This window comes from Candidatus Margulisiibacteriota bacterium (assembly GCA_028715625.1).
Lineage (GTDB): Bacteria > Margulisbacteria > Riflemargulisbacteria > GWF2-35-9 > GWF2-35-9 > JAQURL01.
Map to the genome: position 1 here is coordinate 14720 of JAQURL010000027.1, position 19234 is coordinate 33953.

At 38.3% G+C, this 19234-nt stretch carries 15 protein-coding genes and 1 tRNA gene; 7 read left to right on the forward strand and 9 right to left on the reverse strand.

Translation table 11 applies throughout. From position 1 onward, the window contains the following. Positions 1-260: 260 nt before the first annotated feature. Positions 261-336 (reverse strand) — tRNA-Thr (locus PHV30_05780). Positions 337-827: 491 nt separating this feature from the next. Between PHV30_05780 and PHV30_05785 the strand changes: the two genes are divergently transcribed. From PHV30_05785 to PHV30_05800, 4 genes are all read left to right on the forward strand, one after another. Next, positions 828-1487, forward strand: coding sequence for a hypothetical protein (locus tag PHV30_05785; protein MDD5456526.1), 660 nt, complete (start codon positions 828-830; stop codon positions 1485-1487). Positions 1488-1592: 105 nt separating this feature from the next. Beyond that, the gene (locus PHV30_05790; GenBank protein ID MDD5456527.1) at positions 1593-3809 is read left to right on the forward strand and encodes a UvrD-helicase domain-containing protein; all 2217 of its coding nucleotides are present in this window, start codon (positions 1593-1595) and stop codon (positions 3807-3809) included. Then, positions 3809-4456, forward strand: a complete 648-nt coding sequence (locus PHV30_05795; protein ID MDD5456528.1) for a 7-carboxy-7-deazaguanine synthase QueE — start codon at positions 3809-3811, stop codon at positions 4454-4456. Before PHV30_05790 ends, PHV30_05795 begins: the two co-directional genes overlap by 1 nt. Before the next feature lies 1 nt (position 4457). Continuing rightward, positions 4458-5150, forward strand: coding sequence for a polysaccharide deacetylase family protein (locus tag PHV30_05800; protein ID MDD5456529.1), 693 nt, complete (start codon positions 4458-4460; stop codon positions 5148-5150). A gap of 235 nt (positions 5151-5385) precedes the next feature. On the opposite strand, the gene glyS is transcribed toward PHV30_05800, so the two are convergent. Beyond that, positions 5386-7428 carry a glycine--tRNA ligase subunit beta gene (glyS, locus tag PHV30_05805; protein MDD5456530.1) on the reverse strand — a complete coding sequence of 681 codons (2043 nt, stop codon included), beginning with the start codon at positions 7426-7428 and terminating at the stop codon, positions 5386-5388. An 89-nt stretch (positions 7429-7517) separates the two neighbouring features. Between glyS and PHV30_05810 the strand changes: the two genes are divergently transcribed. The 3 genes from PHV30_05810 to PHV30_05820 all read left to right on the forward strand — a co-directional run bounded on the left by PHV30_05810 (position 7518) and on the right by PHV30_05820 (position 11946). Beyond that, positions 7518-8780 (forward strand): DUF1015 domain-containing protein, encoded by a 1263-nt coding sequence (locus PHV30_05810; GenBank protein MDD5456531.1) that lies wholly within the window; start codon positions 7518-7520, stop codon positions 8778-8780. After that, a complete protein-coding gene (locus PHV30_05815) occupies positions 8777-9367 on the forward strand; it encodes a hypothetical protein (GenBank protein MDD5456532.1) in 591 nt (196 codons plus the stop codon). Before PHV30_05810 ends, PHV30_05815 begins: the two co-directional genes overlap by 4 nt. 203 nt (positions 9368-9570) lie before the next feature. Further along, positions 9571-11946: a methyl-accepting chemotaxis protein gene (locus PHV30_05820; GenBank protein ID MDD5456533.1), complete on the forward strand. Its 2376-nt coding sequence runs from the start codon at positions 9571-9573 to the stop codon at positions 11944-11946. A gap of 5 nt (positions 11947-11951) precedes the next feature. Here the strand turns inward: PHV30_05820 and murB are convergent, their stop codons facing one another. From murB to PHV30_05855, 7 genes are all read right to left on the reverse strand, one after another. Beyond that, positions 11952-12785, reverse strand: coding sequence for a UDP-N-acetylmuramate dehydrogenase (murB, locus tag PHV30_05825; GenBank protein ID MDD5456534.1), 834 nt, complete (start codon positions 12783-12785; stop codon positions 11952-11954). After that, positions 12782-14161 (reverse strand): UDP-N-acetylmuramate--L-alanine ligase, encoded by a 1380-nt coding sequence (gene murC / locus PHV30_05830; protein ID MDD5456535.1) that lies wholly within the window; start codon positions 14159-14161, stop codon positions 12782-12784. The genes murB and murC overlap by 4 nt, the downstream gene beginning before the upstream one ends. 2 nt (positions 14162-14163) lie before the next feature. After that, entirely contained in the window at positions 14164-15195 is a 1032-nt protein-coding gene (locus PHV30_05835) for a UDP-N-acetylglucosamine--N-acetylmuramyl-(pentapeptide) pyrophosphoryl-undecaprenol N-acetylglucosamine transferase (GenBank protein MDD5456536.1), read from the reverse strand. Continuing rightward, the gene (gene ftsW / locus PHV30_05840) at positions 15192-16322 is read right to left on the reverse strand and encodes a putative lipid II flippase FtsW (protein ID MDD5456537.1); all 1131 of its coding nucleotides are present in this window, start codon (positions 16320-16322) and stop codon (positions 15192-15194) included. The genes PHV30_05835 and ftsW overlap by 4 nt, the downstream gene beginning before the upstream one ends. Beyond that, complete coding sequence (murD, locus tag PHV30_05845; protein MDD5456538.1) at positions 16279-17511, reverse strand: UDP-N-acetylmuramoyl-L-alanine--D-glutamate ligase; 1233 nt, start codon at positions 17509-17511, stop codon at positions 16279-16281. Before murD ends, ftsW begins: the two co-directional genes overlap by 44 nt. A gap of 1 nt (position 17512) precedes the next feature. Next, positions 17513-18448, reverse strand: coding sequence for a phospho-N-acetylmuramoyl-pentapeptide-transferase (gene mraY, locus PHV30_05850; protein MDD5456539.1), 936 nt, complete (start codon positions 18446-18448; stop codon positions 17513-17515). Then, positions 18445-19234: cyanophycin synthetase (locus PHV30_05855; GenBank protein ID MDD5456540.1), on the reverse strand; the 790-nt coding region annotated here is incomplete at its 5' end. The genes mraY and PHV30_05855, both read right to left, overlap by 4 nt.

Genomic DNA, 19234 nt, shown 5'->3' on the forward strand with positions numbered 1-19234 from the left:
AAAATGGTTTGCGGCTTTGTTGCCTTTGTCGTTCGCCTCCTCAATGTGCTATAAGCACACCTCCGTGGCTCACTCCTTGGCGCCTCGCCGCAATTTCATTTTGCGTCGAGTATGTTTATAAACCGTAAACCATTTGGTTTAGATATTACATACATTATTATATCAATTTGTCAGCTGCAAGTTATCTGTCCGCCTTCGCTAAAGCTACGGCGCGACAGTCTTTGCTAATCTCGTCATTTCATTCCTCGCAAAGCAAAGACTGGAGCCGACAGTCGGAATTGAACCAACGACCGGCTGATTACAAATCAGCTGCTCTACCAGCTGAGCTATGTCGGCTAACGTACATTAAGTCGCCTTATTAAACAGCCATTTTACCAGCTGAGTCCCGAAAAACCTAGAAGCTTTGCTTCTTTAGTTTTCGAGGACCCTCGTAAAATTACGTCTTGCGGAAAAGCAAGACTATTTTACGGGGCTATGTCGGCTTAACCTTGTCTTATCGCTGCTCGTTTGCTGATATGAGCTGTTCAGGCTTTCCTGACGGCTGCTTTAAGACAGTCCAAATTATACAGGGTGTCACAGGCTTTGACAAGAATGAGGAATACAAAAAAGAAACAGTAAATATCGATACATTATTTGGTGAGAAATTGGCGATATTAAGATTGTTAGTAATATAAGCTCTGGTTTTTATCGGTATTTATTTTTTTATAATTCATACCAGAGCCTAAAAAATAAACAATAGAGGGGGGGGATTTTTAGCTTTTAGCTCTTTTAGCTTCTGGCTAATGTTCTGTGCGTGGGTAAGATAAAATATAAAAGGGGGAAATTATATGAGTTTAGATTATTCATTTGTGGGTGCGGTAAACAGAGATAATGCCATGTCTGCTGTGGCTGATACCATGAACGAGAAAAATGCCGATATTTTGGGCATTACTATGGAAATGGGCGGAAAAGGTATTGCTAAATTAAATGGTGAAATATTCGCTGTTGATAAATTGGACGCTGCAGAAGTAAAGAATATAAGAGATAACGTAAGTGCTGCAGACAAAAATGCGATTTTATCTTTATTGGGAATTGATGCTCAAAAGGTATCTGGTGGAGCTGATGGTGCTACCATAATTCCAACACCAACAACTGATCCTGAAAATGGAGTAAATATAAGTGTACAGTATGAAGATAAAGATACAGGCAAAACCATGTGTATAGGAGTGCAGTTAGATGCAGACGGGAAAGTATTAAAATTTTCTCCGTTAAAAGAAGGTACCATTGCCGGTGATGGAACGACATCCGATATATCATTGGAAAAAGTTGATTCCAACGGCTTGCTGGAATCATGGGGGATAGACGGACAGGATTTAAATCCAGGTGACTTGTTCTTTGTACAACAGAAACTGCAGATACTGAAAGACCTGATCAGCGCGGTACACGCTTCGGGCAAAACTCAGGGGGATGTTATGCGCGAAGTTACGCAGAAGTTCGCACAAAGCTAATAAGCAGATCAGCAGTTTTCGGTTCGCCAGAAAAGGCAGGGAGAAATCCCTGCCTTTTTATTTGCTTATAAAAAAGTGCGATTCGTGCGATAATACCATAGTCCGATGCAAGCAAAAGTAGTTGAATCCTTATTAACCCATCTAAATAAAGAGCAAAAGCAGGCCGTACTCTACACGGATAGCCCTTTGCTTATTCTGGCCGGAGCGGGATCAGGCAAAACCAGAGTGCTTACTCATAAAATTGCCTATCTCCATATACACGACAAAATACCGCTACAGCATATACTGGCAGTTACTTTTACCAACAAAGCAGCTCAGGTGATGCTCGCCAGAGTGGAAAAACTTCTGGGTGTAACTTTTAATGATTACAAAGATAAATGGATACTTACATTTCATTCTCTGGGTTATAAAATTTTGCAACGTTATGCGGACAAACTAGGCTATGGCAAAGGTTTTGTTATCTATGATTCCAATGATCAGGCTTCTTTAATTAAAAAAATTATGACTGATAAAGATATAGATACCAAAAACATTAAACCAACTGCTGTGCAGTATGCCATAAGTGAAGCTAAAAATATCCTGTTATCTCCGGCTGAATATGAAAAAACAGCGGATAATAACTTTAAAGAAATTGTGGCCGGTGTTTATGCCGAATATCAGAAGCAGCTTCTAAAAAATAACGCTATGGACTTTGATGATTTGCTTTTGAATGTTCTGACCTTATTTAAAGAGAATGAAGATATTCTGCAAAAATATCAGAAACAATTCCAGTTTATACTGATCGATGAATATCAGGATATTAATATGCCGCAATATCTTATCGCCCATTTGCTCAGCAATAAACATAAACATATCTGTGTTGTGGGTGATATAGATCAGAATATCTATTCCTGGCGCGGGGCCAACATCCAGAATATTCTTAATTTTGAAAAAGATTACCCGGATGCCAAAGTGATTGTTCTGGAACAAAACTATCGTTCCACAGGGAAAATTTTAAAAATAGCCAACAGTATTATCAAGCACAATAAATTAAGAAAAGAGAAAAATCTCTGGACTGAGAACGGCGAAGGTCATAAAGCTACATGTTTTATCGCTCAAAACGAATATGATGAAGCGGAATATATCGCCAAGTCCATTGAGAAAATGATAAAAGACAAAATCAACCCCAATGAAATCGCTATCCTCTACAGAACGAATGCCATGAGCAGGGTACTGGAAGAATTGCTGCTTCAATATAATATCAAGTACCGAGTATACGGCGGGTTCAGATTTTACGAAAGGAAAGAAATTAAAGATATACTGGCCTATTTGCGGTTGGTTTATAATCCCAAAGATGATGTGTCTTTAACCAGAATTATTAATATTCCTACCAGAAAAATAGGCAAGCTGACCGTAGAACGTCTGATCGAAAAATCTCAGCAGGAAAATATATCCATTATGGATGTTTTGGCCGGTTATAAAGAAAAGAACTCCGAGACTTTGAACGGTTTTTATCAGATGATAATGCAACTCAGAAAAGATTGGGAAGAAAAACATTTACCATTACCTGAGCTTATTTCCCGGATAATCAAACAAACAGGTTATCAGCAGATGCTGGAAGCCGAGAAAACCCCGGAAGCCATGTCCAGAATTGAGAACATTCAGGAACTGGTAACAGCTACTCAGGAAGGTGAATATACACTGGAAGAGTTCCTGTCCTTAAGCGCCTTAATGACGCAGCAGGATGAGCCAGACAAGAATGAACAAGCAGTTACATTAATGACCCTTCATTCGGCAAAAGGATTGGAATATGAAGTGGTATTTTTATGCGGATTTGAAGAAAACGTACTGCCGCATATGCAGTCCCTGACAACAGCTCATGAACTGGAAGAGGAGCGTCGTCTATGTTATGTGGGTATTACCAGGGCCAAAAATCAATTATTCATTACCATAGCCAGCCACAGGTCATATTATTATGAGCAATCAAAAGCGCATGACGTGTCCAGGTTTTTTTATGAAATACCTAAAGAAGAAATGGAAATAAAACTTAGTAAAAAACTGGGAGCTTTTAACCATATTCTATCAGCGTTGAAAACTGATTATGTAATGATAGACACCAAACCTTCTTTAAGAAATTACGCCAATCAGAAAAATTACGATGTATATGATTCTAAAACTGTTTATGACTATCAGGTTGGAGATCAGGTAGCTTCGCCAATTTTTGGCAACGGACGAGTTGTGAAAACCATTGGACATGGACCGGCTATTTCTTTGCAAATTCAGTTTGGGGAAGATATAAAGCTGATAATGCCTAAATACGGGAAACTTGAAAAGGTGCGCTAGTGCAGATAGCGGATATTTTTTCTTCAATACAGGGTGAGGGGCTTTATATAGGGTATCGCCAGATTTTCTTGCGTCTTGCAGGCTGCAACATTGACTGCGATTACTGTGACGAAAATATTTCCGAGGGAAAATACTATGATAAATCTGAAGTGTTAAAGGAAATAGAAGAATTAAATACATGCTACCATCATTCGTTGTCCATAACCGGAGGCGAGCCGTTACTACAGATTAATGACTTGCTTTTATTATTGCCGGAAATCAAATTGGCCAAATACCTGGAAACCAATGCTACTTTACCGGCTTATCTGGCTGAAGTTAAAAAATATATCGATATCTATTCTCTGGACTATAAACCAGGTTATGACAAGGAATTTCAGGAATCGCTGGAAATGGTTCAGGATGAAGATACATTTATCAAGTTTGTGTTACTGCCCAAATTTAACGTAAATGATCTTAGGAAAGCAATAGAAATAACAGCTTTTGTTAAGAAAGATATACCTTTTATTATTCAACCTGTGACTCCTCATAAAAAAGTTAAAGCTATCCCTACACATGAAGAAATTATTTCAGCCTATTCCGTAGCGAAAAAGAAATTGAATGATGTGCGGGTAATTCCTCAAGCTCACAAAATAATGCATATAAAGTAATATGGGTTATAAACTGCGATTAATAGTATTAATATTCATTCTGGGCATGTTTATTTATGCTTATCAGCCGTCAGGACTGATTAATGATTTCCAGACTTCCAAAAAGACCGTAGCTCTGACCTTCGATGATGGTCCTTTACCCCGGAATACCGAAGCAATACTGGCAATTCTGGCCAGTGAAAACGTTAAAGCCACATTTTTTCTGATTGGTATGAATATTATCAAATACCCCGACCTGGTTGAGAAAATTTATTTGTCCGGTCATGATGTGGGCAATCATACTTATAACCACAACCGGCTTGATAATTTTTTTGTGGATGAAGTAGATTTTGAGATCAAGGAGACCAACAAGCTCATCGCGGATATTTTGGGATTAACTCCCAGATTTTTCAGGCCTCCCGGCGGCAGGTTCAATAGTATTGTATTGAATGTCTGCAGGAAAGAAAATTTGTTGCCCATAGGCTGGTCAGTAAACTGCAGCGACTTCTTATATGACAGCAAAAAGAAGCTGAGCGAAGCCCAGATTGAAAGCAGAGTAACAGAAGTTATGCAAGCTTTGCAGAACGGATTAAAACCCGGGGCAATAATTCTCATGCACAATGGGAATGATGTTTCAGTAAGAGCTTTGCCCAGAGTCATAAAATATTTGAAAGATAACGGGTATCAGCTAAGAAAACTTTCGGAGTTTCTTTAGGCTTGTTACCTCACCCCCGGCCTCTCTCCACCGCCTCTATCTGTCCTTTGGACATCTTTCTCCACTTGTGGAGAAAGATTGTTCATGTTTCCCTTCGACTTTACTCGATGTAAGCAGACTCATGCTTCGTCAGGCTCAGCATGACTAGAAGAAAGTGTCACACTGAGCTTGACGAAGTGTGATATTCAATGAAGATCAGCATAGATTTTCGTAAGAGTTGAAATAAAGTAAATGCCTATTTCGCGGTTATTACCAGCGCTTTGAAGTCGGCAATTTCCTTGAAAAAGTTATCGATATTTTTGAGCAGGCTTAAGCGGTTGTTTTTTAAGTCCGTGTTATCTACCATGACCATTACTTTGTCGAAATATTTGTCAATCAACCGAGCAAAATCCGACAATTTTTCAGTAAGTGTTTTATCCCAGGGTTTAGCCAATTCTTTTTGAATGTTTTCATAAGATTTGAGCAATTGCTTTTCAATGTCGTGCTCAAATAAAGCTGGTTTTATTTCCCGGCTTTCCGGGAAATTTTTACAAATATTATTAATACGTACTGCTGCCTCGGCAACAAGCTTATAGGGTTCTGATGCCTGGAGCAAAGGCAGGAAGGTAAAACGTTTTTTTAGCTGTTTTATGTTCAGAGTATTGATTGCTTTGACTACATCTATGGACAGCCCCTTGTCTTTAAGCAAACTTTCCATGCGCAGTAAAAAGAAATCGGTTAGTTCGACAAGAACTTTTGGTCTGTCGGAAACATTCGGAATACTTTGCAAGGATTTTTGCAACAGAATATTTAAGTCCAAAGCAAGCTGTTCGTTTTCAAAAAGTATTTGCAGAATACCGTTTGCCTGACGTCGTAAACCATAAGGATCATTGGAACCTGATGGAATGTGGTTCAATGCAAAATGACTGCTGACCGTGTCGATTTTATCGCTTAGGGAAGCTATAGAAGCGTAAATTGTTGTCGGTAGTTTATCACCAGCAAATACCGGATAATAATGTTCCAGAATGCCGTCAGCAACGATTTTGTCATAACCCCATTGCAGAGCATATTGCTGGCCTATATAACCTTGAAGTTCCGTGAATTCAAAAACCATGGTAGTGGCCAGGTCAGCCTTAGCCAATTTAATAATTGAGTCAGTTATTTTTTGATCTGTGGCTGAAAGTTTGATAAGCGGATAGATTTCTTTGGCACAAAGCAGGTTGCGATCGGTTTTATCTTTCATGGACCCCAGTTTTTGCTGGAAGGTAACATTTTTCAGCTTTTCCAGAAAGAAAGCAAAATCATGTTTGATGTCTTCCTGATAATAGAAACGCGCGTCATGCAGACGGGCCTTAAGTACGCGTTCATTGCCGTTAATAATAGTGGGTTTATTGGTTGAGGTAACATTATCGGCAACAATCAGGAAATTATTGGTGAGCCTGCCTTTTTTGTGAATGGCAAAATATTTCTGATGTTTTTGCATCGTGGTTATAAGGATTCTTTCCGGTATTTGCAGAAAGTCCTCTGGGAAGTTTCCTTTTAAAACTGTAGGGAATTCCACCAACGATGTAACTTCATCAAGTAAATCTTCAGGAATCGCCATGTCTTTATCAAAAGTCTGTATTTGCGAAATAATTTCTTTTTTTCTTTGGTCCAGAGCGGCAATTACCTGATACTTATTTAGGTTTGCTTCGTAGTCTCCGGCTTTATTTAAAACCACTTTTTTCCCAAACAGGCTATCATTATCCGATAAGAAGCGGTGGCCGTATGTAATATCAGCCGCTGACTGACCTGCGAAGGTCAGAGGAATAATGGTATTGTCCAGTAAAGATAAAATCCAGTGTACAGGCCTGATGAAGGGTTCGTCTTCAACCCCCCATTTCATAGTTAACGGCAGATGAATATTTTTTATTGATCTAAGGATTAATGCTCCCAGGATTTCTTCGGTTTTTTTACCCTTCTGGAATACTTTCGCGTATAAATAGCTTTCTTTTACAGTTCCTTCGGTAACATTTTGCTTTTTTAAAAAGCCCAAACCTGCCGGAGTATAACTCCCATCTGTGTTCATAGCAATTTTAGCCGGTGGCCCCTTGAATTCCTGGGTTAAGTCATCCTGCTGTGCTGCCAGATCGCAAACCATTACTGCAAGCCGGCGATATGTAGCAAAAGATTTGATAACCTTAAAATGCAACAAAGATTCTCTTAAAGCTGTTTCGATATTATTTTTCAGGTCTTGAATAAGTTCCGCTACAAATCTGGCCGGAATTTCTTCTGTACCGATTTCCAATATATAGTTCATCCCTAAATTATATTTTAGAAGCAAGAGTTCGTCTATAATGATAAATTTCCGATGTTACAAATTTTAGAATTTAGAATATAATGTGTTGCATGGTTGAATTCAGACCTTTTTCCGGTGTTCTTTATAACAAAGAGTTAGCAAATGACCTGGCTCAGGTGGTTTCTCAACCATATGACAAAATCTCTCCGCAAATGCAGGAAAACTATTATGCGAAATCTCCATATAATATTATCCGAATAGAAAAAAATAAGTCTGAAATAGATAACAACCCATACAAAACGTCCAGATATTATCTGGATGAATGGATGAAAAAAGGTATTTTGAAACCCCTGCCACAGAAAGCATTCTTTTTTCTCGAGCAAACCTTTGATTTTTTCGGAGAAAAAATAACGCGCAAAGCTTTAATCGGAATGGGCAAACTTTATGATTATAAAGAAAATGTTGTTTATCCCCATGAGCAGACTTTAAAAGGACCAAAACAAGACAGACTGGAGCTGATAAGAGCAACGCACATTAATCTGGGGCAAATCTTTATGCTTTATAGTGACCCGGAAAATATGATAAATTCTTTGCTGGACCAGAATACCGGCAAGGAACTTTATGCCGATTTTATAGATGATGAAGGTATCAGACAAAAAATATATATTATCAAAGACGAAATTTTAATTAATAAAATCGAGCAATTGCTGGAAGATAAAAAACTGTATATTGCAGACGGTCATCATCGTTATGAAACGGCCCTGGCCTATTCACGCGAACAACAGGATACTGGATATTGCATGATGTCTTTGATAAATGTGTATGATCAGGCGCTACGTATATTACCCACCCATCGGTTGATAAAAAAAGTTTTTAAATATGATTTCAATAAGATACTGTCTGATCTGGAACAAATGTTCATCATAAAAAAAATACCTTTACCCGAGGATTTAAACCAAATACACCGTCTGATCAACGATTTACCCAGGCATTCTTTTATTTATTATGCTGCCGACAAACCAGATACTCTTTATCAGCTAACCCTGAAAGCAGGTTTGTTTTCAGCGCCCGTTCCAGAATCATTAAAAGAACTGGATGTTTATATTCTGCACCAGGTTATACTGGATAAAATAATGGGGATCACCAAGGAAGACCTGGCTAATAACATTTATGTGGATTATAAGCGCGATCCTGCAGGAACAGTGAAAGCAGTGAAAAACAATGATTATTCACAATGTTTTTTGCTTAAACCAACGGACGTGGAAAGTGTAATAAAGGTTGCCGAAGATAAACAGACAATGCCGCAGAAATCCACTGATTTTTTCCCGAAATTGCTTACAGGTTATGTAATAGCTGACCTGAACCGGCTTTGAAAAAAATTGACCTGCTAATTGTTGCCGCTGAAAAATACGAAATATATCCTTTGCTGAAAATTTGCCAGCGTCAGAACATTCATTTTTATTTGGGAAAATATGAACAAAAATCTTTTGCTGTATTTATCACAGGCGTAGGCAAAAAATCTTTGCAAAGAAATTTCAAACAATTTTTTCCCCAGGATAAATATTCATTCAAACAGATTGTAAATGTAGGTAATGCCGGAGCAATAAAAGATTATTTCTCTGGGACAATAATAAGAGTTGGGATTGTTTATGGTGAAAACGGCAAACATGTTGAGGTAGTGGAAAAGAATAACTCCTTCAGTTTGGTTACGGTAAACAGTCTGCAAAAGAAAGCACGTTTGGCCAAACAGTATCCATCAGCCGATTTGGTGGACATGGAAGCTTATCATCTGCTCAAAATATTTCCGAACATGACTATTAATTTTTATAAAATTGTTCTGGATACATTCACGATAAATCCCGAGCAATTCTTTTTCCGTTGTTTCTTATTCTTCAAGATTGCTAAAAACACCAAAAAAATATGCGGCTTACTTACTGAAAAATATTTAAAAGTTAACTAAAATACGCTATGCTATATATATACTCTTAGTAAAATGGTTTTCGGTATTGTTGCCTATGTCGCTCGCTGCTCAATGTACTATTAAGTACATTTCCGCTGCTCGCTTCCTTGGCGCCTCGCCGAAATTCCATTTTGTGTCGAGTATGTTTCGATAAAGCCAAGAGGGGAAAGTCTCATCAAGAGATAATTTATATTTAGGTTTATATGTTAAAACCATTGACTGTAAAGAAAATAGGTTTAATTCAACTTCTACTCATTTCTTTTTTAATGATGTTTGTATTGGCTATTGTTGCTCATCAGATCATGAGAAACAGACTGGACCAGGAACGAACCAAATATTATCCTGATCTCTTGCATTTTTTAGCTTTCAGGGTTTTTGAATTTAAAGACCATTATCAGGGGCAGATTAAACAACTGGCCGCTAATGAAAAAGTTATTCTGGCCTTAAAAAATAATATGGAGGCAAAAACTTTACTATATGAAACTTTATGGCCTAAAATTATTTCCGACCAGCGTTATATGGTAAATTTGGTGTTGCTTAATACACACGGCAAGGTTATAGCAGACAGTCTTAACGGCAGAGTGGCTTTCCTGGAAAAATATTTTGAAAAAGAAAAACTAAAAACCTGTTCACTAAGGTTGATACCGGGAGATTTGAACAGAAACTATCTTTTTGTTTCTTATCCGGTCCGGGATAAGGACCAGATTATCGGTTATGCAGGTATCATTTTCGATAGCGTTAATCTTTTCAGAATAATTTTCGGTAAAGACCGTTTTTCTATGAAATATATTATAGCCATGATGGATTCTGAATCCGATACCATGATTTACGAAAATAATTCTAATGTTAACGTTTCTCTATACAATAAAAAGTTACTCAACGCTATAAACAAAAACAGGAGCGTAAAGTTGAATAAGCAAAAATTTATTATTTTTAAAGAAAGCCTGGAAAATACGGATGTATCACTCATCTTTATGGTCCAAAAGCTTAAATCCACAAATCATTCTATTATTTATGTTGTAGGTTTTTACTTGTTTCTTTTACTCCTACTGGTCCCCATAGGGTTGGTTTTTTCCAGATTTTTCGATGTACATGTTAATTACAGGTTGCAAAAGCTCAAAGAAGCCATGAAGCTGATGGTAAATGACGACGAGATTATTAACATCAATTTCCTTACGGGTGATATGTTTCAGGAACTTGGGGAGGCAACAACAGAGAGCGGGAAGCAAATGCATAATCTGTATAAAAAAATCTATGCTACCTCCATTAATCTGGCGGATTTTTCACAAAAGTTGCTTTCAGCTGTCAGAAATGCAGAAAGAGGCATACATTTGTTGAGCAGGATTATTCAGGATGTATCCAGAGGAACTAACAGCCAGGAAGAAGATACGCATAATATTGCCGTGGATATGCAGACAATGATGAATTTATTGAAGAATATGGCAATTTCTTCAGGTGTGCAAGTATCGGAAATACAAAACACAGCAGATGCTGTAAAGCGTAATGACGATGTTATGCTTGATCTGGCAAAAACCGCTGAATATCAGGCCTCAGAGGTTAATAAGACAAAAAATATTATCCACCAGATAGCCACTGCCATTCATGAGGTTTCCAATGAAGCCATCGGCATTGCCCAGTTTGCCAATCAAACCCAGGAAGTAGCTATGCAGGGTCAATGTATTGTTTCTGATACTCTGGAAAGTATGGTTGCTATCAAAAAGACCGTACTGGACGCGGCTAAAATTATTACAACTTTAGGCGAAAATTCCAGCAAGATCAGTGCCATAATTGAATTTATCGATGATATATCCAAACAAACGAATTTATTATCGGTTAATGCCGCTATTGAAGCGGCCAGGGCAGGAGAGCAGGGCAGGGGCTTTGCAGTGGTAGCAGATGAAGTTAGGAAACTGGCAGAGCGGGCAACCAACGCAACCAGAGAAATCGCCGTACTTATCAGCAAGATACAGGAAGATACGGATAAAGCCGTGAAATCTATGGAAGACAGCACAAAACAAGTGGAAAAGGGGTCAAATCTCGCCCAGGAAGCCAACAATGCTTTAAATAATATTATTGAAGTTGTTAAAAATACAGTTACACAGATAGAGAGTATTTCCGCTGCATCCGAACAGGTTACAGCATCGAGTATCGAAGTTGTTACAATTACCGCCAATATCGCTGACGACATTGAAGACAGCAATAAGGCTATACATGAGTTTTCTACAAGCTTCAAGGAATTGGTGGAATTAATGAATAAAGTCAAAGAGATCTCAATAAAAAATTTGAACGCTACCAATGATATTGATGACAAATATGAATTGACCCTGGAAAAAGTAACTAAAATCCTGGAAATTGCCAAGCGTAATACCACCTTGTCCAAAGAAGCAAATGATTCTAACCAGAAGATGGCGTTTTTCATGGACAAAACAAATAAACTTATTGGGGAACTTGCCGCTCATATCGCGGTTATACGAGATATCGGTTCAGCTGCTCATACCCAAAAGGATAGTACCAGCAACGAAAGTGTAGAGATAACACAAAACGAGTTGAGTGATGTTCTGAATATAGAAAAAAGATAACCGATTTAACGGATTACAATTTCTTCTTTCAATTCAATTTTAAATTTTTCTTTTACCTTTTTTTTCATTATTTGAATAAGTTCGTTTACTTCCTGTACACTGGAGTTCTTGGTTATGATTACATTCGCGTGTTGCTTGGACACAAAAGTATTTTTATATTGGAATCCTTTTAATCCCGCTTCATCAAGAAGTTTACCTGCGCTGTATTCCTTGGTATTCAGAAAAACGCTTCCCAGAGTGTGGTTCAAAGGATATAAATTTTTTCTTTTATAGGTCATTTCAGATAATTTTTTATTGATATTATCCAGCGTATCTTTGTGAAATTGTAATGTAGCATTGAGTAAAACAAGCCCTTCTTTTTTTAAAGTTGATGAACGATAAGAGAAAATTTTTTGTTTAGAAGTGATTTTTATTTCAGAAATGATTTTGGTCTTAGGATTTAAAACAGTTATTTTTTTGAGAAGATTACTGATTTCTTCGTCGTAAGCACCGAAGTTCTGCACAATCGCACCGCCCAGACTGGCAGGAACAGGATATGTAAACTCCAGTCCGGATAAACTGAATTTTTTGGCTTTTGCGATAATTTCCGGCAGGAGAACGCCTGCTTCTGCTTCTATTTGGCAATCCGGTAATATCGTAATTTTTTTTAGTAATTTCAGACTGACAAAAGCTTCTTTTTGCGGATTCAGGTAAAAAGAATTAGTTCCGTTACCAATTACAATGTACGGCTCTTTTATGGCCAGAAGTTCTTCTATATTTTCAGGATAGATAACCCTGTAATCCAGACCGGTGGCCCAAAGATTACTAAGTTTGCTGGCATTTAATGTAGATTCATTCATAGTTCAATATTTTTTGCCTTTAATTGCTGAAAAATTTCTTTGGAAACGTGAGTTATATCACCAGCGCCCAGAGTAATTACCAGATCGCCAGGCTTGATAATTTCCATAACTGTTCTACCTATATCTCCGATATTTTTAATATACAAAGTTTTGTTTTTATTCATCAGCTTCAACATATTATTAATACTTAAATTACTGGAGTTACTTTCTCCTGCCGCATAAACATTTGTAACCACAACAAAATCGGCGATATCGAGAACCTCGGCAAATTTATCATAAAAAGCATTATAACGAGAATAACGATGTGGCTGGAAAATCGCCACTACCCTTTTGCCAAAGTTTTTGGCTGCTTCCAATGTATACTTGATCTCTGTCGGGTGGTGTGCGTAATCATCATAGATTTCTATTTCATTAACCTCTCCGACTTTATGAAAACGACGTGACGCACCTTCGAAGCTTAGAAAAGATTTGGTTACATTGTTCAGGGACAGGTGATGTGAATAGGCAAAGGCAAACACAACCAGACTATTAAGCACATTTTGCATTCCGGGTATATTCAGACAGATATTTTCAGCGACGAGGTTGCCTTTTATATAAACATCAAAATAAATTTTCTGGTCTTTCTTGCGGATATTTCTGGCCTGAACAATATTGTTTTCGCCTAGACCGTAAGTGATAACGTTTTTATTTTTCAGATTTATTTTTTTGATATTTTCATCGTCGCCATGAATGATCAGACAATTCTTTTCCGGTGGCAGACGGTCGGTAAAACGGGAAAAGGTATCAATAATATCCTGCAGGTCCTCATATTCATCTAAATGTTCTTCTTCAATATTGGTAATAACAATAACAGTGGGGTTTAAAAATAAAAAAGATCTGTCACTTTCATCGGCTTCAGCGACAATGTATTCGTTTGTGCCGAATTGAGAAGCAGTGTTCAAATGCTTCAGGGGCGCTCCGATTACGAATGTAGGATTTTTATCTTCAACTTGTAAATAATGTGAGAGGAAGCTGGTAGTTGTGGTTTTGCCGTGAGTCCCGGAAACCGCGATGCGGTTTTCATGTTTGTCCATGATAAAAGAAAGCAGTTCTGCTCTTTTATAAATAGGCATGCGATTGCTTTTAGCCATTAAATATTCTATGTTATCTTCTTTAATTGCCGAGGAAATAACTACAACCTCGGCCAGACGTATATTACTTTCATCATGTCCGTAAAATATCTGGGCGCCCATTTCTTTAAGCCTCAGAGTATAAACGTTTTCCTTGATATCACTGCCGGAAACTTCGTAGCCCATATCAATAAGGATTTTGGCCAGAGGGTTCATACCGCTGCCGCCTATACCGATAAAATGAATACGTTTTTTATTTAAAAACATAATTAGTTCAATCCTCTTTTTGCCAATTCCAGCATTATCACTGTTAACGCATTAGTTTTATTCATAACTTGTAAATTATGTACGAAATCCGCATAATTTGCCATTAAAATTTTCAGACTGTCATATAAAGTCTGCGCGGTAAGGTCTTTGTCTTCCAGCAAAACACCACCTTTTTTCTGTGTGACAAAGGCTGCGTTGTAAAATTGATGGTTATCGGCGGCATGGGGATAGGGCACATAAATAGCCGGTATTTCGTAGGCTGTTAGTTCGGCAATGCTCATGGCGCCAGCGCGGCTTATGGCAAATTTGATATCCGGCAGCATGTCAGTTACTTTGGAATGAAAAGGTAAAAGTTGAATTTTTATATCATCGAACAGATAACTACCCTGGCCCTGAACCGATAAACCGGGCATTTTTTCCAGTTCATTTTCAATTTCTCTGTAATTTTTGTTTCCGGTAAGCCAGATCAGTTCAAGCTTTTCTCCCGGCAACAGTTTTAATAATTCCAGCATAGTCCGGTTAAGCTTTCTGGCTCCCTGACTTCCACCCATGACCAGTACCTTGTTTTTCTTTTTTCTAATCAGGTGAGCACAAGAAGCGACCGGATTACCACTGCAGACAGTTTTTTTCACGGGTAAAATTTTTTTAAAATCGGGGAATCCGGTAAAGATAAGAGTAGCAAACGGGCTTAGGAAGCGGTTAACTCTTCCGGGGATGCTGTTCTGTTCCAGTAAAACCAGTGGGATTCTGAGAATTATCGACGCAATACTTACAGGAAAGGCAACATATCCTCCGGTAGAAAATACTGCTTTTGGTTTTTTATTTTTTAAAATTCGCAAGGCCTGACGAATGCCTTTAAGGATAAGCAGGGGATTTCTAGGTGACGTGGTTATTTCCATAAAAGGCACATCTTTAAGTAATTCTTTTTCCAGTCTGTTCCCTCCGATAAAAAGAAATTCACTTTGCAGTTGCCCGGCAATATTTAACGCCGGAGTAATGTGTCCTCCTGTGCCACCGCAGGTAAAAATAATCATTGGGTTATGTTCCTGTAACGTGAAATATTCAGTATTATTCCCGTAATCCACATAATCATTATTAAAGATGTACCGCCGAAACTGATAAAGGGCAGGGTTATACCCTTGGTAGGCATAAGATTGATGGTAACCGAGATATTAATAATAGCCTGAATGGCAATCCATAAGGCCAGACCGACACAAAGCAATTTGGAGAAAAGGTCCTGATTTCTGGCTGCAATCAGGAACGAGCGATAAATAAAAAAGAGAAAAAACAAAATAAAAATGGATGTGGCGATAAACCCAAATTCTTCGGCAATAATAGAAAAAATAAAGTCTGTATATTGTTGGGGCAAGTAGAAGAATTTTTGTCGTGATTGTCCGATTCCCAGGCCAAATAAACCTCCATTGCCAACCGCTATTAGCGACTGGATAATATGAAATCCTTTGCCCAGAGGGTCATCCCAAGGGTTTAAAAAAGCCGTTACCCGTTTCAACTGATAAGGATTATGTAGAATACTGAATATCGCAGCCAGTAAGGCCCCGGAAAAAATAGTTACCAGATAAACCATGGGGAAACCTGATATGAACAAGAGTATAAGGGAAACACTGCCAAGAACTATGGAAGTACCCAAGTCCGGCTGTTTCAGTACCAATAAAGCGGATATGCCGATAATAGTAAAAACTGGCAAAACCACTTGTTTGAAGTCTTTAAGATAGTCTTTTCGCAAATCAAGCAAATGGGAAACATATAAAAACAAGGTGAGCTTCAGTACATCAGAGGGCTGAAAGCGAAAGCCTGCAATGTTTATCCAGCGCGAGGACCCTCCCGCAGTGGAGCCGATATGCGGTATGTAAGTCAGCAGCACCAGAAACAGCGAACCGATCCATAGATAAAACGACCATTTGCGCCAGACCTGATGAGGGATCATATAGCCCAGCAAAAACGGAACGATGCCCATACCTATAAAAAGCAGATGTTTTTTAACGAAATAAAAACTGTCGTTATAAACCTTGAATCCCAGAATTGTTGATGAACTGATAATCATCATCAGCCCGAAGAGTACTAAAAATAAGGCCGCGAAAAAAAGCAGTTTATCGGGCTTACTTTTCGGCGGATAATCCTGATACCAGTTTTCTAAAGACATTTCCTCTTTCCTCAAAATTATGGAACTCATCAAAACTAGCACAACCGGGTGACAAAACAATTATATCTCTGTCGGCTGCTTTTTTAAAAGCCGTTTTTACAGCTTCCTTCATGGTTGGTTTTGACGCCAGCACCAGCCCGACACTCCGCAGATTTTCATTAAAAAATTCTCTGGCTTCACCGAAAGTTAAAACCCTAATCCTGCCTTTGCGGATCAGCTCAAACATGGGTTCGTAGGAAGCCTGTTTTTTTTGTCCTCCCAGTAAGAGTATCATGCGCTTTACATTGATTGACTTCAGTGCGGCTATTGTGGAATCGGGATTTGTAGCTTTGGAATCATTAATAAATTCGATATTTTTCACAATACCTACGGGTTCCAGCCTGTGCGGTATTTTTTTTATTTTTTTGACTTTTTGTACATAACTTTTCTTCTTTACCAGAGCAGCCGCGCTTAATGCGGCCAGTAGGTTGTCTTCATTATGTTTGCCCAGCAGAGGAGATGCAGCAAGTTCTTTGGCGAACATCTTTCTTCCCCGCGTAAAATCTATCAGCCGCACTTTTTTATTTTTTAACTTTTTAACTTTTTTAACTATCCACTCATCAGCTCCATTATAAATAAAAGCCTGATTTTCAGACTGCCGCTCAGCCAGGCTCATTTTGACATTGGCATAATTATCCATGGTTTTATGCCTGTCCAGATGGTCTTCGGTTATGGTCATCAGAATATAAATATCAGGTGTAAAAGCAGGAGACTGCTCGATTTGATAACTGGACATTTCCAGAGAGAAACTCACGGGAATTTCAGTTAAATTTTTACTTACATAATTGATCAGAGGGATTCCAACATTGCCGGCCATCGGTATGTCCAGCAGATCAGCCACCAGATGGGTTGTGGTCGTCTTGCCGTTTGTGCCGGAAATAGCAATGAAAAAGGGTAATTTGCCGAGGTGTTTAAAGAGAAGATAAGCCCATTCGATTTCACTAATAATCGGGAAGCTATATTTTTTACGATATTCTTCGGTCACAAGTCCGGGTGAAATAATGCCCAGATCGGGTTTAGCCTGCGGTGATACTTCCTGATATTCGGGGAATTCAGACAATTTGTTTCTCACAGCAGTCGCGGTCATACCTGTACCGAAAATGCAGATTTTCCTTATGTCGGACAAATTAAGCGCGGATATTTTTTGCATACTAACTGAAATTCATGGCAATGAGCAGGGCAAGGACACCGATTATCCAGAAGCGTGTTACTACCTTGTTTTCTGTCCAGCCGGAAAGTTCGAAATGATGATGCAACGGTGACATTTTGAATATGCGCTTGCCTTTGGTAAGCTTGAAATAGGAGACTTGCAGCATTACGGAAAGTGTTTCAATTACAAAGACAATTCCCAGAATCAGCAGTAAAAGTTCTTTGTGGATCAGGATGGATATCCCGGCAAGCACAGCGCCAAGAGAGAGCGAACCAATATCTCCCATGAAGATTTTAGCCGGATTTACATTAAACCAGAGAAAAGCAAATATTGTTCCCATAATGACCAGGGAAAGCATCATCAGATTGTAGTTGGAATTGAAAAAAGTAAAAAGGAAAATGCCGATAAAAGCTATCAAAAGGTTGCCGGCGGCCAGGCCGTCCAGGCCATCAGTTAGATTCACTGCATTGGAAAATCCTACAATCAGGAGAACGATAAATATATAGTAAACAAAAGCTGGTACATGAGAAAGGAGCCCTGACACACTTCCATAATGGTTGGCTGCGGCCAGTATACCTACAAATATGCTGGCTACAATAATTTGCAGGAGAAATTTATGTCTGGCTTTCAGCCCTTTATTTTGTCGCTTGAAGACCTTCTCCAGATCATCTATCATTCCAATAAGACCGAAACTGATAAGCAGAAAAAGTATCATATAAATGTTAAAATTAACGTAAGTCCTCTGAAATATCAGAACAAAAATAATAGAAATTATAATTGCCAGGCCGCCCATGGTAGGGGTTCCCTGTTTAGCCAGATGCGTTTGCGGTGCGTCTTTCAAGACATACTGCCGTACATTACGTTCTCTGAAAATATTAATAAGAAAATTGGTTAGAAAAAGGTTAAGACAAAAAGTGATAAGAAAAAGATTGATCATGGTTTTTTCAGGAGGTGTTCGATTATTTCTTCCATTTTTATTGAGCGTGATCCCTTAAACAATAACGCAAAATTTGATAATTTCTGACTTATCAAATGTTGTACGACTTCTGTCTTCTCCAGAAAATAATAACATTTCTCTTGTTTTTTCTCAATTTTTTTATAGGTATTGCCTAAAAAACAGACCGAGTTTATGGATTTGTTGTTCAGAATATATTCGATCAGCTCCCCATGTTCTTTTTCTACAAAAGCACCTAGTTCCTTCATTTCGCCTATTACTACGATTTTTTTATGCCCGGGAAAATCTTTGATCATTTTTTGGATAGCGAAACGCATGCTTTCGGGATTGGCGTTGTAGGTATCATCAATCAAAATGTTATTGTTCCATTTAATAACAGTCTGACGGTGCGGGCTTTCTGTCTGAAAATTTTGCAGGACATTCTGAATATCGGGTTTAGGTATACCCAGTTTTAAAGCAAGCTCAGTTACGATCTGCTGATTAGATTTGAGAAAATCTTTTTCTTTGATAGTTTTTACCTGGAACCCATTATGCCCGGCTATTGTTTTAACCGTATCAAAATAATTCATGTATTGATTCAGAACAGTATAATAAGTTTTGTCTTTTTGTTTTTTAAAACGGAAGATCTCTGCTTTGGCCAAAGCTATATTGCGTTTGCTTCCCAGAAATTCGATATGCGTTGAACCGATGCTCGATATCAGCACATAGTCGGGTCGGGCAATTTCTGCCAGGCCCAGAATCTCTCCTTTTTTACGCATGGCCATTTCC

Excerpts from the sequence above, each read along its gene's own strand:
- PHV30_05785 (MDD5456526.1), top strand. The coding sequence starts at position 828 with ATGAGTTTAGATTATTCATTTGTGGGTGCGGTAAACAGAGATAATGCC.
- PHV30_05790 (MDD5456527.1), top strand. The coding sequence starts at position 1,593 with ATGCAAGCAAAAGTAGTTGAATCCTTATTAACCCATCTAAATAAAGAG.
- PHV30_05800 (MDD5456529.1), top strand. The coding sequence starts at position 4,458 with ATGGGTTATAAACTGCGATTAATAGTATTAATATTCATTCTGGGCATG.
- glyS (MDD5456530.1), bottom strand. The coding sequence starts at position 7,428 with ATGAACTATATATTGGAAATCGGTACAGAAGAAATTCCGGCCAGATTT.
- PHV30_05810 (MDD5456531.1), top strand. The coding sequence starts at position 7,518 with ATGGTTGAATTCAGACCTTTTTCCGGTGTTCTTTATAACAAAGAGTTA.
- PHV30_05820 (MDD5456533.1), top strand. The coding sequence starts at position 9,571 with ATGTTAAAACCATTGACTGTAAAGAAAATAGGTTTAATTCAACTTCTA.
- murB (MDD5456534.1), bottom strand. The coding sequence starts at position 12,785 with ATGAATGAATCTACATTAAATGCCAGCAAACTTAGTAATCTTTGGGCC.
- murC (MDD5456535.1), bottom strand. The coding sequence starts at position 14,161 with ATGTTTTTAAATAAAAAACGTATTCATTTTATCGGTATAGGCGGCAGC.
- PHV30_05835 (MDD5456536.1), bottom strand. The coding sequence starts at position 15,195 with ATGATTATTTTTACCTGCGGTGGCACAGGAGGACACATTACTCCGGCG.
- ftsW (MDD5456537.1), bottom strand. The coding sequence starts at position 16,322 with ATGTCTTTAGAAAACTGGTATCAGGATTATCCGCCGAAAAGTAAGCCC.
- murD (MDD5456538.1), bottom strand. The coding sequence starts at position 17,511 with ATGCAAAAAATATCCGCGCTTAATTTGTCCGACATAAGGAAAATCTGC.
- mraY (MDD5456539.1), bottom strand. The coding sequence starts at position 18,448 with ATGATCAATCTTTTTCTTATCACTTTTTGTCTTAACCTTTTTCTAACC.